Origin of the sequence: Paracoccus sp. S-4012, assembly GCF_009674885.1 — a bacterium.
GTDB lineage: Bacteria > Pseudomonadota > Alphaproteobacteria > Rhodobacterales > Rhodobacteraceae > Paracoccus.
Map to the genome: position 1 here is coordinate 55,682 of NZ_WKKA01000007.1, position 14,297 is coordinate 69,978.

Consider the following 14,297-nt stretch of genomic DNA (forward strand, 5'->3'; position numbering starts at 1 on the left):
CATGCCCGATCCCGTCTTCACCCTGCTGGTCGAGGTCGGCCGCAAGCCCGGCGACGGGCTGCCCGAAGGCGCCACTGGCGCGGGGCTCGTCTGCTACGCCTCCGGCCGCGACGAGGCCGAGGCGGTGCGCGAGACGGTGGCGATCCTGAAGGACGCGGGTCTCGCGCCGCTGGACGTGACCGGCTACGGCACGCTGGAGGAGCGGCTCGCAGAAGGCCACGAGATCCCCGAGGAGGAGCGCGCGCTGATGGAGCGCGCGGCGGCGGAGAACGCGGTGATCGTGGCGCAGATGGAGCCGGTATTCGGCGAGGACTGAGGACGGCGGCTCCGCCTCGGCGACGGGCGGGCCTTGGCGGCCTCGGGAAACGGGCGGACAACGGGTCCTTCCCCCCTCCCCATGCCAGCCCTGCTTCGCTACACTCGCCGAAAACCAGAAAAAACCAACGAGGCGAGAGACAGCATGACCCTCACCCTTCCCCGCACGCTTCCGCGCATCGCCATGGCGGGCCTCGCCGTCGCGGTCCTTGCCTCCTGCGGCGCGGGCCTCAGGACGCCCGGCGCCTCGAACGCCGCGCCGGTCGCGGCCAATATCCAGCGGACCGGGCCCGCCAGTCAGGCCGGGTTCGAGCGGTTCGTCAACGACTTCCGCCTCCATGCCATCGCCGCCGGCATCCAGCCCGCCGTCTACGACCGCTCCCTGGCCGGCGCCCGCTACAACCCCGAGGTGATCCGCCTCGACCGCCGACAGGCCGAGTTCTCGAAGCCCGTCTGGGAATATCTCGACGGCGCGGTTTCCTCGAGCCGCGTCAGCACCGGCCGCCAGAAGCAGAGCCAGCTCGCCTCGACGCTCGGCGCCATCGAGAACCGCTACGGCGTCGACCGCGAGGTCGTCCTCGCCGTCTGGGGGATGGAGTCGAATTTCGGCGCCAACCGCGGCACCACGCGGATCATCCCGGCGGTTGCCACGCTCGCCTATGACGGCCGCCGGGGCGAGATGTTCCAGCAGCAGCTGGTCGCGGCGCTGAGGATCATCCAGGCAGGCGACGTGACGCCCGAGGGGATGGTCGGCTCCTGGGCGGGCGCGATGGGGCATACGCAGTTCATGCCGACGAGCTATCTCAGCCATGCCGTGGACTTTACCGGCGACGGCAAGCGCGACATCTGGTCGGACGATCCGACCGACAGCCTCGCCTCGACCGCGGCCTATCTCGCGCGCTCGGGCTGGACCCGCGGGCTGCCCTGGGGGGTCGAGGTGGTGCTGCCGCAGGGGTTCGACTTCAACCAGGTGGGCCGCGACAACCGCAGGGCCGGCGGGGCCTGGGCGGGGATGGGCGTGCGCACGGCCTCGGGCGCGGCGATGCCGGGCTGGCAGGGGGCGATCCTCGCGCCGGCCGGGGCGCGGGGACCGGCGTTCCTCGTCAGCTCGAACTTCACGGCGCTGCGAACCTACAACGCCTCGGACAACTACGTGATGGGCGTGGGCATGCTGGGCGACGCCATCGCCGGTCGCGGCGGGGTGCGGGGCAGCTGGCCGCGGGGCGACGCGCAGCTCTCGAACGCGCAGAAGACCCAGATCCAGACGCGGCTGAACGCGCTCGGCTTCAACGCGGGCAAGGCGGACGGGATGCTGGGCAGCCAGTCGATCGAGGCGATCAAGGCGTTCCAGCGGTCGCGCGGCATGACGCCGGACGGCTACGCCACGACTGCGCTCCTCTCGGCCCTGCGCTGAGGCGCCACCCCGGCGCCGTCAGCGCGCCGCCGGGGGCATCCTGGAAAGCTGCACCATCAGGATGCCCGCGGCCACGATCGCCGCGCCGATGATGTCCACCACCCCGAACCGCTCGCCCAGCAGCAGGGCGGCGATGGCGACGCCGAAGACCGGGCTGAGGAAGTGGAAGGTCGCGGCCCTGACCGCGCCGATCCGGCGGACCAGCAGCAGCCAGATCCAGGTCGCGAGCAGACCCGGAAACAGCACCGAGAAGACGAAGCCCGCCACCACCGGCGGGCTGCACACCGCCGGCTGACCCCACTCCAGCAGCAGCGCGGGCGGGACCAGCGCCGCCGCGCCGACCAGCATCTGCAGGCCCACGACCATCACCACGTTGTCCCCGCCCCCGGCCCCGCGCGCGGCCAGCGTGGCGACGGTCAGCGCCAGCACCCCGAAGAGCAGGATCAGCACCCCGCCGAGATGCAGCCCGTCCTCGAGCCGCGCGCCCATGACGAGGGCCACGCCGCCGAGGCCGATGACCAGCCCGGCGGCGGCGACCGGCCGCAGCCGCTCGGCCCGGAAGAGCCAGCCGGAACCGGCCACCAGCAGCGGCATCATCGAGGCGATGATCGCGGCGGCGGAAGCCTCGACCCACTGCATGCCGATCCAGTTCGCCCCGAGATAGAGCGCGTTCTGGCACAGGCCGAAGACGATCAGCGACCGCCATTCGCTCCGGCTCAGCCGCCACCGCTGACCCATGGCGAGCGCCAGCCCGACCCCAATCACCCCCGAGAGCGTGAAGCGCAGCACGAGCGCCGTCAGCGGCGGCACCGCCACCACGACGATGCGGGTGGCCGAAAAGGCCGAAGCCCAGATGAAGGCGAAGGCGACCCCCATCGCGATCGCCCGCATGTCCATCCGTGCCATGACCGGCCCCCTGCCCCGCTGCCCGGCCCGTCGCGCGCCGGGCGGCCTGTCCCCCGGACAGGGCCTGGTCGCCGAGGTCAAGCCCAACCTCGTTCCCGGCCGCCGCCGCGATGAGGAAAGGCCATGGGCGACAGGCCGCCCGAAACGAAAAGGGCTGCCCTTGCGGACAGCCCGGAAACCCTGCGCGAGGCTGCGTCAGCTGTTGACGATGTCCTTCAGCGACTTGGCGATGGTCATCTTGACCTGCTTGTCGGCCGGCTTCGACATCATTTCCTGGGTCTGCGGGTTGCGGACCATGCGCTCGGGGCGGGCGCGGCAGGCGATCTTGCCGATGCCGGGCAGCGTCACCGAGCCGCCCTGCGACACCTCGCGCGTGACCACCGCGGACACGGCGTCGAGCGCGGCAGCCGCCTGGCGCTTGTCCGTCCCCATCTCCTCGGCGAGGGCGGCGACCAGCTGGGTCTTGGTCATCGGCTTGGAGCCCTGGGTGGCGGTAGCGGCTTGAGCCATGTTTCTTTCTCCTCTGGTCCCTGTCGGACTTTCACGCGCGCCATTCTGGCGAATGCGCCCTGCATCACAAGGAATTTGTGCGCTTTCAAGCGTTTTCGCGGCGTCTGACGCGGCGGCGCGCCGCGGCTGGTGCATTTCCGCCCGAACCTGCCCCCGGCGTCACAGGAACGCGGTCTCGTTGAACGAGCGCAGCTTCCTCGAATGCAGTTCCTCCAGCGGCAGCTCGCGCAGCTTCTCCATCGCCCGGACGCCGATCAGCAGGTGGTTGGCGACCTGGCTGCGGTAGAAATCCGTGGCCATCCCCGGCAGCTTCAGCTCGCCATGGAGCGGCTTGTCGCTGACGCAGAGAAGCGTGCCGTAGGGCACCCGGAAGCGGAAGCCGTTGGCGGCGATCGTCGCGCTCTCCATGTCCAGCGCCACCGCGCGGCTGAGGCTGAGGCGATGGATCGGCGTGTCGCGCAGCTCCCAGTTGCGGTTGTCGATGGTGACGACCGTGCCGGTCCGCATGATGCGCTTGAGCTCGTAGCCGTCGAGCTGCGTGACCTCGGCCACCGCCTCCTGCACCGCCACCTGCACCTCGGCCAGCGTCGGCAGCGGCACCCAGATCGGCAGGTCGTCGTCGAGGACGTGGTCCTGGCGCAGATAGGCATGGGCGAGGACGTAGTCGCCCAGGCTCTGGCTGTTCCTGAGGCCCGCACAATGGCCGACCATCAGCCAGACATGCGGGCGCAGCACGGCGATGTGGTCGGTGGCGGTCTTGGCGTTCGAGGGGCCGACGCCGATGTTGACCAGCGTGATGCCCTGATGATTGGGCCGGATCAGGTGATAGGCCGGCATCTGCGGCAGCCGCGCGCCGGTGGCGATGATCTCCTCGTCGGTCCCGAAATGCTGGTTTCCCGGCCCCACGAAGCCGGTGTAGCCCGAAGCCGGATCGGCCAGCATCCGCCGGGCGAGCGCCTCGAACTCGTCCACGTAGAACTGGTAGTTGGTGAACAGCACGAAGTTCTGGAAGTGCTCGGGCTGGGTCGCGGTGTAGTGCGCCAGACGTGCCAGCGAATAGTCCACCCGCTGCGCGGTGAAGGTGGCGAGCGGGCGGTCTCCCTCGGGATGCGCGTCCAGCGTGTCGTTGACGATGTCGTCGTTCACCGAGGCGAGGTCCGGCACGTCGAAGACGTCGCGCAGGCTGAAGTTCAGCACCCCCTCCTGCGGCACGTTCAGGTCGCTCTGGGTGGCCACGGCGAAATGCACCGGCATGGGCGTGGCGCTCTCGCCGACGGTGACCGGAACGTCGTGGTTGCGGATCAGCAGCCCGATCTGCGCCACGAGGTAGTCGCGAAAGAGGCGCGGGCGCGTGACCGAGGCGGCATAGCGCCCCGGCAGCGCCACATGCCCGAAGGCGAGACGGCTGTCGGTCTTGGAATGGCTCGTCGTCGTCAGCCGCACCTCGGGGTAGAAGGCGCGGAAGCGGGCGTCGGGCGGGATGCCGTTCAGCGTGCCGAGGAACTTCTCGAGCAGGAAGGTCGCGGCCCGGTCATAGAGCCAGATCAGCCGTTCGACCGCGGCCTCGGGATCGGTGAACTGTTGCCGCTCGACCGGCTCCGGGGTCTCGACGGGCAGCAGGCGGGCGGGCTTGTCCATGCGGCCTCCGGGGGATGCGGCGCCAACATGCCCGCGGCGTCCGACACTGGCAAGACAGGCGGCCCGGACCTATGTCGGGACCAAAGGAGGATTTCCGATGCAATATTCGATCCTCGATCTCGCCCCGGTGCCGGAGGGGTCCGGCCCCGCCGACTCCTTCCGCGCGATGATCGACCTCGCCCAGACGGCCGAGGAGCTTGGCTATCACCGCTTCTGGCTGGCGGAGCATCACAACATGCCGGGCATCGCCTCGGCCGCGACCGCGCTGCTGATCGGCCAGGTGGCGGCAGCGACGAAGACGATCCGGGTCGGCGCGGGCGGGATCATGCTGCCGAACCACGCCCCCTACCGGGTGGCGGAGGAGTTCGGCACCCTCGCCACCCTGTTCCCCGACCGCATCGACCTTGGACTCGGCCGCGCGCCCGGCGGCGACGGGGCGGTGATGCAAGCGCTGCGCCGCGGCATGGGCGCCGACCGCTTCCCCGACGACGTGCTGGAACTGATCGGCTATCTCGGCCCGCGCCGCGACGACATGGCGGTCCACGCCCATCCGGGCGAGGGCACCAACGTGCCGGTCTGGATCCTCGGCAGCTCGCTCTACGGCGCCTCGCTGGCCGCCGCCTTCGGCCTGCCCTACGCCTTCGCCAGCCACTTCGCCCCGGCGGAGCTGGAGGCCGCGCGCGACCTCTACCGCAACCGCTTCCAGCCCGGCCCCTGGGGCGAGAAGCCGTGCTTCATGCTGGCGGTGAACCTCATCTGCGCGCCGACCGACGAGGAGGCGCAATTCCTGCGCACCTCGGCCCAGCTCGCATTCGCGCGCCTGCGGACCGGCAAGCCCGGCCTGCTGCCGCGTCCGGTCGAGGACATCCACGAACATGTGCCCGCGCAGGTGCTGCCCTCGGTGAACCACGCCCTCGGCGTGGCCGCGGTCGGCAGCCCCGAAACGGTGCGCCGGCAGATGGACGCGCTTATCGAGAAGCACCGCCCGGACGAGATCATCCTCACCGGCCAGATCTGGAGCCCCGGGAAGCGGATCGAGACCATCCGCCTTGCGGCCGAGGCGCTCGAAATCCGCGCGACCGAGGCGGCGTGAGCGGGGCCGACGCGCCCCTGATGCTGGTCTTCGGCCACGGCTATTCGGCCGGGTTCGTCACCGCCGCGCTCCGCGCGCGGGGGTGGCGGATCGCGGGGACCACGCGGGGCGAGACGGAGGCCGTGGCGGCGAAGGGCGCGACGCCGATCCTCTGGCCCGGCGATGACGCGGCGGTGGCGAAGGCGGTGGCCGCGGCCGACGCAATCCTCATCGCCATCGCGCCGGGCCGCAACGGCGACCCCGTTTTGACCCGTTGGGGCGCGGCCATCGCCGCCGCGAAGCCCGGCTGGCTCGGCTATCTCTCGGCCACCTCCGTCTATGGCGACGCCGGCGGCGCGTGGATCGACGAGGATACAGCCCCCGCCCCCGGCTCGGCCCGCGGCCGCGAGCGGCTCGCCGCCGAGCAAGCCTGGCAGGCCCTCGCCGGGGCGCATGACCTGCCGCTGCACATCTTCCGCCTCGCCGGCATCTACGGCCCCGGCCGCGGCCCGTTCGAGAAGCTGCGGGCCGGCACCGCGCGGCGAATCGTGAAGCCGGACCAGGTCTTCTCGCGCATCCACGGCGAGGACATCGCGCAGGCGGTCCTCGCCGCGATCGACCGCCCGCATCCGGGCGCGGTCTGGAACCTCTGCGACGACGACCCGGCCCCGCCGGAGGACATCCTCGCCCATGCCGCCGGGCTGATCGGCCTGCCCGTCCCCCCGGCGGAGGACTTCGCAACGGCCGAGATGACGCCCATGGCCCGCAGCTTCTATTCCGAGAGCAAGCGCGTCTCGAACGCCCGCATCAAGCGCGACCTCGGCCTCACTCTGCGCCACCCGGACTACCGCAGCGGCCTCGCCGCGATCCTCGCCGCCGAGTCTCAGCGGGACGCGATGGAGCAGCAGCCCGAAAGCATCGAGGCCCCTGTGCCGGAGCCGAGCACCACGGTCGCCTCCAGCCCGTAGACCCGGCTGCTCATCCCGTCGCTGCACCATTTCGGCGTCATCACCGCCGTCAGCCCGTCGGCCACGATCACCCGGCGCGGGTCGCGGAACACGCCGGTGTCGAGCACCCGCTGAAGCTGCATCGCGCGGTCCCCCGCGTCGGGACGGCTGAGGACCATGCCGCCCCCCGACCGCGTGAGGCTCCAGAACGGCTCGGTCCCGAAGCAGGACAGCGACGGCGGCAGCTGCCCCGCCTCCCAGACATCCACGCGATACATCAGGTAGCGGCCGTTGACCCACCCCGCCTGTTCGCCGGTGTTCACCTGCATCCAGCCGCTGCGCTGATCCACGACCTCCACCCGCTTCGCATTCGGCGCAATGCGGCCGATGATCGGCGCCGAGGCCGAGGGACTCGCGCGGATGTTCAGCACGTCGTCGGCGGCGACTCCGGTCACGTCGAAGAGCGTCGGCAGGGTGTATTCCTGGGTTGCCGCGGCGGGCGAGGCGAGGGCGAGCGTGAAGGCAAGGGCAAGGGCGAGGCGCATGGTCGGGAAACTCCGCGGGGTTGTCGCGCCACCCTAGCCGGGCGTCCCGCCGCCGTCAGCGGGGCGCGCGAGAAGGTGATGCCGCGTCAGAGCGCCGTCCCCACCAGCCGCCCGATCAACGCCGTGACCGCCATCGCCGCCGCGCCCCAGACCACCGCCCGCGCCGCCGCGCGCCCGACCGGCGCGCCCCCGGCCCGCGCCCCGAGCCCGCCGAGACCCGCGAGGGCGATGAGCGTTACGACCGGCAGGATGCCCGCCGCGCTGCCCTCCGGCGCGGCGATCGCCGCGATCAGCGGCACCGCGCCCGCGACCGTGAAGGTCACGCCCGAGGCGAGCGCCGCGAGCACCGGGTTGGCCGCATGCATCTCGTCCAGCCCCAGTTCGTCGCGCATATGCGCGGCGAGCGCGTCGTGGTCGTGCAGCTCGCGCGCCACCTCGGCGGCCAGACCGGGGCTGAGCCCGCGCCGCTCGTAGATGCGCGTCAGCTCCTCCTCCTCGATATGCGGGTTCTCGCGCAGGGCGATCTTCTCGCGTCGAATGTCGGCGCGCTCGATATCCGCCTGGCTGCTGACCGAGACATACTCCCCCGCCGCCATCGACAGCGCCCCTGCCGCGAGGCCCGCAAGCCCCGTCAGCAGCACATGCCCCGGCGCCGCCCCGGCCGCGATCACCCCGGCGAGCAGCGACGAGGTCGACACGACCCCGTCATTCGCGCCCAGCACCGCCGCCCGCAGCCAGCCCGAGCGGGTGATGTAATGCGGGTCCTCGGGATGGGCCTCGGGGTGGGTGTGGATGGACATGGGCGTCGGTCCGGGCAGGAGCGCAAGGACTGTGCGGCCTAGCGGATCGGCGGGCCGATGGAAACCCGGTGCGACCTTCTGGCGGTCGGCGGCGGTGGCGCCCGGACGCTATGCCCGCCGCGCCACGGCCACGCCCAGCAGCTCCAGCACCTTCGCCTCAATCTGCGGCGCGTTCATCGCGGCGCCGGCATACATCGCGGCCGGGTCGCCGTGGTCGATGAAGGTGTCCGGCAGGACCATGCTGCGGAAGCGCAACCCGCGGTCGAAGACGGCCTCGTCGGCCAGGAGTTGCGCGACGTGGCTGCCGAAGCCGCCGACCGCGCCCTCCTCGATGGTGATGAGCGCCTCGTGGCGGGCGGCGAGGTCGAGGATCAGGTCGCGGTCCAGCGGCTTGGCGAAGCGGGCGTCGGCAACGGTCGGCGCGATGCCGCGGGCGGCGAGGGCTTCGTGGGCCTTCATCACCTCCGAGAGGCGAGTGCCGTAGCTCAGGATCGCCACGCGGGCCCCCTCGGCCATGATGCGGCCACGGCCGATCTGCAGCGGCTGCGGGTCGGCGGGAATCTCGACGCCGGTGCCCTCGCCGCGGGGGAAGCGGAAGGCGATGGGGCCGTCGTCGTGGCGGGCGGCGGTGACGACCATGCGGGCGAGTTCGGCCTCGTCGGCGGCGGCCATGACGGTGAAGCCGGGCAGGCTGGCGAGGAAGCCGATGTCGAAGCTGCCGGCATGGGTGGCGCCATCCGCGCCGACGAGCCCGGCGCGGTCGATGGCGAAGCGCACCGGCAGCCGCTGGATCGCCACGTCATGCACGATCTGGTCGTAGCCGCGCTGCAGGAAGGTCGAGTAGATCGCGCAAAACGGCCGCATCCCGCCCGCCGCCATGCCGGCCGAGAAGGTCACGGCATGCTGCTCGGCGATGCCCACGTCGAAGCAGCGGCGGGGGAAGCGCTCGGCAAAGAGGTTGAGGCCGGTGCCGTCGGGCATTGCGGCCGTCACCGCCACGATGCGCTCGTCCCGCGCGGCCTCGGCCACGAGCGTGCGGGCGAAGACCGAGGTATAGCTCGGCGCGTTCGAGCGCGCCTTGGCCTGGGTGCCGGTCAGGACGTCGAACTTGGCGGTCGCATGGCCGCGGTCGCTGGCGGCCTCAGCGGGGGCGTAGCCCTTGCCCTTCTTGGTCACGGCATGGATCAGGATCGGTCCCTGGGCCCGCGCCTTCACCGTGCGGAAGAGCGGCAGCAGCTGGTCGAGGTCGTGGCCGTCCACCGGCCCGACATAGGAAAACCCCAGCTCCTCGAAGAGGGTGCCGCCGATGGTCATGCCCTTCAGCATCTCCTTGGCCCGCCGCGCCCCCTCCTGGAACGGCTCGGGCAGGAGGCCCACCGCGCCCTTCGCCAGCCCCTTCAGTTCCTGATAGGGGCCGCCGGCGTAGAGGCGGGTGAGGTAGGACGAGAGCGCCCCCACCGGCGGGGCGATCGACATCTCATTGTCGTTCAGCACCACGATCAGCCGCTTGCCGAGGTGGCCGGCGTGGTTCAGCGCCTCGAAGGCCATGCCCGCCGACATGGCGCCGTCGCCGATCACGGCGATGGCGTCGCCGCCCGCCCCGCCCAGCTCGCGCGCCATGGCATAGCCGAGCGCGGCGCTGATGGAGGTCGAGGAGTGGCCCGCGCCGAAGGGGTCGTAGGGCGACTCGCTGCGCTTGGTGAAGCCGGAGAGACCGCCTCCGGTCCTGAGCGTGCGGATGCGGTCGCGGCGGCCGGTCAGGATCTTGTGCGGATAGGCCTGGTGGCCCACGTCCCAGATGATCCGGTCCCGCGGCGCGTCCCAGACCGCATGCAGCGCCACGGTCAGCTCCACCACGCCGAGACCCGCCCCGAGATGGCCGCCGGTCACGCTGACGGCGCTGATGGTCTCGGCGCGAAGCTCGTCGGCGAGCTGGCGCAGTTCGCGGTCGGTGAGCGCCTTGAGGTCGGCGGGCAGGGTCACGCGGTCGAGGATCGGGGTCCGCGGGCGGTCCGCCCCCGCGGTCTGGCTGGGCTCGTCGGTCATCGCTGCCCCTCCCGTCAGGCGTCGCGCTCGATAACGAAACGCGCGAGGGCCCGCAAGTTTTCCGCCCGCTCGCCATAAGGTGCGAGGGCGGCTTCGGCGGCCCTGGTCAGCGCGCGGGCCTTGTCGCGAGCGCCGCCGACGCCGAGCAGCGAGACGAAGGTGGCCTTGCCCGCGGCCTCGTCCTTGCCGGTGCGCTTGCCCGTCACCGCCTCGTCGCCGGTGGCGTCGAGGAGGTCGTCGGCGATCTGGAAGGCGAGGCCGAGATGCCGCGCGTAATCCGCCAGCGGCCGCGTGTCGGCCCGGGCGATCAGCGCCCCCGCGGTGGCGGCGAAGCCGAAGAGCGCGCCGGTCTTGGCGTCCTGAAGCCGTTCGACCGCGGCGAGGTCCAGCGGCTCGGGGGCCGCCTCGGCGGCGATGTCGAGCGCCTGCCCGAGGCACATGCCGCGCGCGCCGATGGCCTGCGCGAAACCGGCGACGAGGCGGACGCGCGCCTCGGGCGGGCCGATCGCCGGGTCGGCCAGCAACTCGAAGGCGAGGCTCTGCAGCGCGTCGCCGGCGAGGATCGCGGTCGCCTCGGACCATTTCACATGCACCGTGGGCATCCCCCGGCGCAGGTCGTCGTCATCCATCGCCGGCAGGTCGTCATGGACCAGCGAATAGGCGTGCACGGCCTCGACCGCCGCCGCGACCGGCATGGCGGCGTCAGCGGAGACCCCATGAAGCCGCGCGCTCTCCAGCACCATGAAGGCGCGCAGCCGCTTGCCGCCGGCGCAGGCATAGCCCATCGCGTCGCGCAGATCGCCCGGCGGCAGGCCGGCGACCGCCGCCTGCAACGCCTGCCCGACCGCCTCGCGCGCCGCTTCGAGCGCGGTCTGCATCACAGCCCCTCGGCCGGCACCGTTCCGGTGGGCTGGCCGCCGCGCAGGGTGATGCGCTCCACCCGCTCCTCGGCGTCCTTCAGCCGCGCCTCGCAATGCTCGCGCAGCTTCGCGCCGCGCTCGTAGAGGGCGATGCTCTCCTCCAGCGTGGCCTCGCCATGCTCGAGCTTGGCCACCACGCCCTCGAGTTCGCGCATCGCCTCCTCGAAGGACATCGCCGCGATCTCGGCGGCGTCGTCGGTGTCGGTGGTCATCCTTGGTCGTCCTCCAGCATCGCCTCGACATGGGCGCGCGCGCTGCGGCCCAGGGCGGCGAGATCATAGCCGCCCTCGAGGCACGAGACCACCGGCGCACCCTGCGCCGCGTCGCAGATGGCGCGGCTGAGGGCGGCGAAATCCTCATCCTGCCAGAGCAGATTGGCGAGGGGGTCGTCGGCATGGGCGTCGAAGCCCGCCGAGACCAGCACAAGCTGCGGCCGCCAGCCGCGCATCCGCGCGAGCGCACCGTCCCAGGCAATCCGCGCCCGCGCCCCGTCCGAGCCGGGCGGCAGCGGCAGGTTCACGATCTGGCCATGCGCGCCCTTTTCGGAGGCCGCGCCGGTGCCGGGATAGAGCGGCATCTGGTGCGAGGAGACGAAGAGCGCCTGCGCCTCGTCCCAGAGCAGGTCCTGCGTGCCGTTGCCGTGGTGGACGTCGAAATCGAGCACCGCGACCCGCTCGAGGCCGTGGTGGTCGAGGGCGCGCTTCGCGGCGATCGCGACGGTGCCGAAGAGGCAGAAGCCCATCGCCCGCGCGGTCTCGGCATGGTGGCCGGGAGGGCGCATGGCGATGAAGGCGCGGGCATCCTCGCCTGCGAGCACCGCATCCACCGCCGCGCAGGCCGCGCCGACCGCGCGCAGGGCCGCCTCGAGGCTGCCGGGCGAGAGCTGGGTGTCGGCGTCGAGCATGGCCCAGCCGTCCTCGGGCTGAGCCTGCCGCAGACGGGCAAGATAGGCGGCGGGGTGGCAGCGCAGCACCTCGGGGTCGGGCGCGAGCGGCGCCTCGCGGCGGTCGAGCGGCAGGCCGTCGAGGGCGCGCAGGACGGCGGGCAGGCGGGGCACCTGCTCGGGGTGGCCGGGGGGATTGACGTGGCGGTCGGCGGCGGGATGGGTGTAGAGGAGCATGCGCCATGCCTAATCAGCCCGCGCCGAGGCCTCAAGCGCGGATCACGCAAGCATGAGGCATCCATCCGGCCCGTCCGGGCGTTCCGCGCGGGAACGAAGCTGAGGGATCGCCATGCGCCACGCGAAACTGACAGGCGCGCTCGCCGCCATTGCGACCGGACTCGTGCTGACCGCGCCGCCCGCCGACGCGCAGCCGCATTGCCCGCCGGGACAGGCGAAGAAGGGCAACTGCATCGGCGCCGGGCCGCCGGGCCATGCGAAGGGGAAGCGGCACGGCCATGACCGTCCCGCCGTGGTGCGGCCGCCCGAGGGGTGGAGCGAGCGGCCCCGCGTGGTGCTGCCGGGCAGCGCGCCGGTGGTTGCCCCGCGCCCCGCGCCGCGTCCGGCGGTGGTGAACCCGCAGGGCGACGGCAGGCCCGCGGTCGTGAATCCCCGCGGCGACCGCGTGGTCATCACGCCCGCCCGCGATGTCCCGCCGCGGGTGCCGGATGTCCCCCTCTCGGCCCTCGACGGCGCGCTCGCCCTGGCGCGCTATGCGCCGGTGGCCGATCCCGCCCTCTTCGGCCTGCCCGCGCTCGGCGACGGCAGCCGCTATTACATCGCGGGCGACCGCATCGTCCGGGCCGATCCGCGCGACTGGCGGGTGCTGGCCGACATCCGGCGTCTTGACCGGCAGGCCGACTGCCCGCCCGGCCTTGCGAAAAAGGAACCCGCCTGCATTCCGCCGGGACAGGTGCAGAAGATCCTCGGCACGCCCTGGGACCCGGACCGCTACCGCCGGCTGGACGACCACGCGCGCTACGGCCTCGCCGCGCCGGACGGGGCATGGGACTATTATGTCGTGGACGGCACCGTCGTTCGGCTCGATCGCTCGACGCGCGAGATCCTGTCGCTGGTCCGCGTGCTCGACGCCGTGCTGGACTGATCATGTCCGGCCTCCCCGATGAGATGCTCGACTGCCTAATCGTCGGCGGCGGGCCTGCCGGGCTGACGGCGGCGATCTATCTCTCGCGCTTCCATCGCCGCGTGGCGGTGGTGGACAAGGGCGAGGGCCGGCTGGCGATGATCCCGCGGACCATGAACCATGCGGGCTATCCCGGCGGCGTGCGCGGCTGCGACCTGCTGGCCGCCATGCGCGCGCAGGCGGTGGAGTTCGGGGCGGCGTTGCTCGACGGCGAAGTCGCGGGGCTGTCCGGGACGGAGGACGCATTCGAGGCCGAGACGGACCTTGGACCGATCCGGGCGCGCACGGTCCTGCTGGCCACCGGCGTCGTGAACCTGCGCCCGCCGCTCGACGCGGAGACCCATGCGGCGGCGGTGGCGGCGGGAAAGCTGCGCTATTGCCCGATCTGCGACGCCTTCGAGCAGACCGGCAAGCGCATCGGCATCCTCGGTGCCGACAGCCACGGCGTCGCCGAGGCGCTGTTCCTGCGCAGCTACAGCGACGATCTGGTGATGCTGACGCTGCAACAGGCGGAACTGGACGCGGGCGACCGCGCGAATATCGGACGTGCCGGGATCGAGGTGGTCCGCACGCCGGTCTCGGGCTTCGATTTCGAGGGCGAGGGCGTGCGGGTGCTGCTGGCCGACGGCGAGAGCGTGGCGGCGGACACGCTCTATGCCGCGCTCGGGTCGGAGACGCGGAACCAGTTGGGCGAGATGCTGGGCACGCGGCTGGATGGGAGCGCCTGCTTCTGGACCGACGAGCGAATGCGGACCAGCGTGAAGGGGGTCTATGCGGCCGGGGACGCGATCGAGGGGCTGGACCAGATCAGCATGGCGATGGGCACGGCGGCGCAGGCGGCGGTGACGATCCACAATGACCTGCGGGACCGGGACGGGGCGACGGACGAGGGGCAGGCGGCGGGGGATGCGGCGTGGGAGGAGGCGCCGGATTGACCGGCCCGTGGCGCGCGTTTGCGACGGGAGGTCAGCGTTCGCCCTGGTGGACGCGAAGCGTCCGCCGTGGGGAGGACGGACGCTGACCGATCCGCGGGGCGGATCGGTCCTCCTGTGGCTGACGGTGCCCGCAAATGGGCACAAGGTCCCATTTGCGGACGCGGA

Annotated in this window: 15 protein-coding genes; 6 read left to right on the top strand and 9 right to left on the bottom strand. The window is 72.3% G+C overall.

Translation table 11 applies throughout. The annotated features are described in order from the left end of the window. Nucleotide 1: 1 nt before the first annotated feature. Nucleotides 2-316 carry a hypothetical protein gene (locus GI374_RS10890; protein WP_154337106.1) on the top strand — a complete coding sequence of 105 codons (315 nt, stop codon included), beginning with the start codon at nucleotides 2-4 and terminating at the stop codon, nucleotides 314-316. Nucleotides 317-460: 144 nt separating this feature from the next. Next, nucleotides 461-1,729 (top strand): lytic murein transglycosylase, encoded by a 1,269-nt coding sequence (locus GI374_RS10895; protein WP_154337107.1) that lies wholly within the window; start codon nucleotides 461-463, stop codon nucleotides 1,727-1,729. Between the two features lie 18 nt (nucleotides 1,730-1,747). Here GI374_RS10895 and GI374_RS10900 read toward each other — a convergent pair whose 3' ends face one another. The 3 genes from GI374_RS10900 to GI374_RS10910 all read right to left on the bottom strand — a co-directional run bounded on the left by GI374_RS10900 (nucleotide 1,748) and on the right by GI374_RS10910 (nucleotide 4,783). Next, the gene (locus tag GI374_RS10900) at nucleotides 1,748-2,626 is read right to left on the bottom strand and encodes a DMT family transporter (RefSeq protein WP_154337238.1); all 879 of its coding nucleotides are present in this window, start codon (nucleotides 2,624-2,626) and stop codon (nucleotides 1,748-1,750) included. A gap of 204 nt (nucleotides 2,627-2,830) precedes the next feature. Then, nucleotides 2,831-3,145: an HU family DNA-binding protein gene (locus tag GI374_RS10905; protein WP_154337108.1), complete on the bottom strand. Its 315-nt coding sequence runs from the start codon at nucleotides 3,143-3,145 to the stop codon at nucleotides 2,831-2,833. Nucleotides 3,146-3,304: 159 nt separating this feature from the next. Next, nucleotides 3,305-4,783, bottom strand: a complete 1,479-nt coding sequence (locus GI374_RS10910) for an AMP nucleosidase (RefSeq protein WP_154337109.1) — start codon at nucleotides 4,781-4,783, stop codon at nucleotides 3,305-3,307. Between the two features lie 97 nt (nucleotides 4,784-4,880). On the opposite strand from GI374_RS10910, the gene GI374_RS10915 reads away from it, so the two are divergent. Continuing rightward, the gene (locus GI374_RS10915) at nucleotides 4,881-5,876 is read left to right on the top strand and encodes an LLM class flavin-dependent oxidoreductase (RefSeq protein WP_154337110.1); all 996 of its coding nucleotides are present in this window, start codon (nucleotides 4,881-4,883) and stop codon (nucleotides 5,874-5,876) included. 20 nt (nucleotides 5,877-5,896) lie between these two features. Then, nucleotides 5,897-6,823 (top strand): SDR family oxidoreductase, encoded by a 927-nt coding sequence (locus GI374_RS10920; RefSeq protein ID WP_229583135.1) that lies wholly within the window; start codon nucleotides 5,897-5,899, stop codon nucleotides 6,821-6,823. Here GI374_RS10920 and GI374_RS10925 read toward each other — a convergent pair. The 6 genes from GI374_RS10925 to GI374_RS10950 form a co-directional block, all read right to left on the bottom strand. Further along, nucleotides 6,739-7,347: a COG3650 family protein gene (locus GI374_RS10925; protein ID WP_154337111.1), complete on the bottom strand. Its 609-nt coding sequence runs from the start codon at nucleotides 7,345-7,347 to the stop codon at nucleotides 6,739-6,741. The genes GI374_RS10920 and GI374_RS10925 overlap by 85 nt on opposite strands. Before the next feature lie 86 nt (nucleotides 7,348-7,433). Then, nucleotides 7,434-8,147 (bottom strand): VIT family protein, encoded by a 714-nt coding sequence (locus GI374_RS10930; protein WP_154337112.1) that lies wholly within the window; start codon nucleotides 8,145-8,147, stop codon nucleotides 7,434-7,436. A gap of 108 nt (nucleotides 8,148-8,255) precedes the next feature. Then, nucleotides 8,256-10,193, bottom strand: coding sequence for a 1-deoxy-D-xylulose-5-phosphate synthase (gene dxs / locus GI374_RS10935; RefSeq protein ID WP_154337113.1), 1,938 nt, complete (start codon nucleotides 10,191-10,193; stop codon nucleotides 8,256-8,258). Between the two features lie 14 nt (nucleotides 10,194-10,207). Further along, on the bottom strand, nucleotides 10,208-11,071 hold the full coding sequence (locus GI374_RS10940; RefSeq protein WP_154337114.1) for a polyprenyl synthetase family protein: 864 nt from the start codon (nucleotides 11,069-11,071) through the stop codon (nucleotides 10,208-10,210). Further along, nucleotides 11,071-11,325: an exodeoxyribonuclease VII small subunit gene (locus tag GI374_RS10945; RefSeq protein ID WP_154337115.1), complete on the bottom strand. Its 255-nt coding sequence runs from the start codon at nucleotides 11,323-11,325 to the stop codon at nucleotides 11,071-11,073. Before GI374_RS10945 ends, GI374_RS10940 begins: the two co-directional genes overlap by 1 nt. Further along, nucleotides 11,322-12,233: a histone deacetylase family protein gene (locus GI374_RS10950; protein WP_154337116.1), complete on the bottom strand. Its 912-nt coding sequence runs from the start codon at nucleotides 12,231-12,233 to the stop codon at nucleotides 11,322-11,324. The genes GI374_RS10945 and GI374_RS10950 overlap by 4 nt, the downstream gene beginning before the upstream one ends. A gap of 112 nt (nucleotides 12,234-12,345) precedes the next feature. On the opposite strand from GI374_RS10950, the gene GI374_RS10955 reads away from it, so the two are divergent. Further along, nucleotides 12,346-13,158 (top strand): hypothetical protein, encoded by an 813-nt coding sequence (locus tag GI374_RS10955; protein ID WP_154337117.1) that lies wholly within the window; start codon nucleotides 12,346-12,348, stop codon nucleotides 13,156-13,158. 2 nt (nucleotides 13,159-13,160) lie between these two features. Beyond that, complete coding sequence (locus GI374_RS10960; protein WP_229583109.1) at nucleotides 13,161-14,132, top strand: NAD(P)/FAD-dependent oxidoreductase; 972 nt, start codon at nucleotides 13,161-13,163, stop codon at nucleotides 14,130-14,132. Nucleotides 14,133-14,297 lie beyond the last annotated feature (165 nt).

Excerpts from the sequence above, each read along its gene's own strand:
- GI374_RS10890 (WP_154337106.1), top strand. The coding sequence starts at position 2 with ATGCCCGATCCCGTCTTCACCCTGCTGGTCGAGGTCGGCCGCAAGCCC.
- GI374_RS10895 (WP_154337107.1), top strand. The coding sequence starts at position 461 with ATGACCCTCACCCTTCCCCGCACGCTTCCGCGCATCGCCATGGCGGGC.
- GI374_RS10900 (WP_154337238.1), bottom strand. The coding sequence starts at position 2,626 with ATGGACATGCGGGCGATCGCGATGGGGGTCGCCTTCGCCTTCATCTGG.
- GI374_RS10905 (WP_154337108.1), bottom strand. The coding sequence starts at position 3,145 with ATGGCTCAAGCCGCTACCGCCACCCAGGGCTCCAAGCCGATGACCAAG.
- GI374_RS10910 (WP_154337109.1), bottom strand. The coding sequence starts at position 4,783 with ATGGACAAGCCCGCCCGCCTGCTGCCCGTCGAGACCCCGGAGCCGGTC.
- GI374_RS10915 (WP_154337110.1), top strand. The coding sequence starts at position 4,881 with ATGCAATATTCGATCCTCGATCTCGCCCCGGTGCCGGAGGGGTCCGGC.
- GI374_RS10920 (WP_229583135.1), top strand. The coding sequence starts at position 5,897 with ATGCTGGTCTTCGGCCACGGCTATTCGGCCGGGTTCGTCACCGCCGCG.
- GI374_RS10925 (WP_154337111.1), bottom strand. The coding sequence starts at position 7,347 with ATGCGCCTCGCCCTTGCCCTTGCCTTCACGCTCGCCCTCGCCTCGCCC.
- GI374_RS10930 (WP_154337112.1), bottom strand. The coding sequence starts at position 8,147 with ATGTCCATCCACACCCACCCCGAGGCCCATCCCGAGGACCCGCATTAC.
- dxs (WP_154337113.1), bottom strand. The coding sequence starts at position 10,193 with ATGACCGACGAGCCCAGCCAGACCGCGGGGGCGGACCGCCCGCGGACC.
- GI374_RS10940 (WP_154337114.1), bottom strand. The coding sequence starts at position 11,071 with ATGCAGACCGCGCTCGAAGCGGCGCGCGAGGCGGTCGGGCAGGCGTTG.
- GI374_RS10945 (WP_154337115.1), bottom strand. The coding sequence starts at position 11,325 with ATGACCACCGACACCGACGACGCCGCCGAGATCGCGGCGATGTCCTTC.
- GI374_RS10950 (WP_154337116.1), bottom strand. The coding sequence starts at position 12,233 with ATGCTCCTCTACACCCATCCCGCCGCCGACCGCCACGTCAATCCCCCC.
- GI374_RS10955 (WP_154337117.1), top strand. The coding sequence starts at position 12,346 with ATGCGCCACGCGAAACTGACAGGCGCGCTCGCCGCCATTGCGACCGGA.
- GI374_RS10960 (WP_229583109.1), top strand. The coding sequence starts at position 13,161 with ATGTCCGGCCTCCCCGATGAGATGCTCGACTGCCTAATCGTCGGCGGC.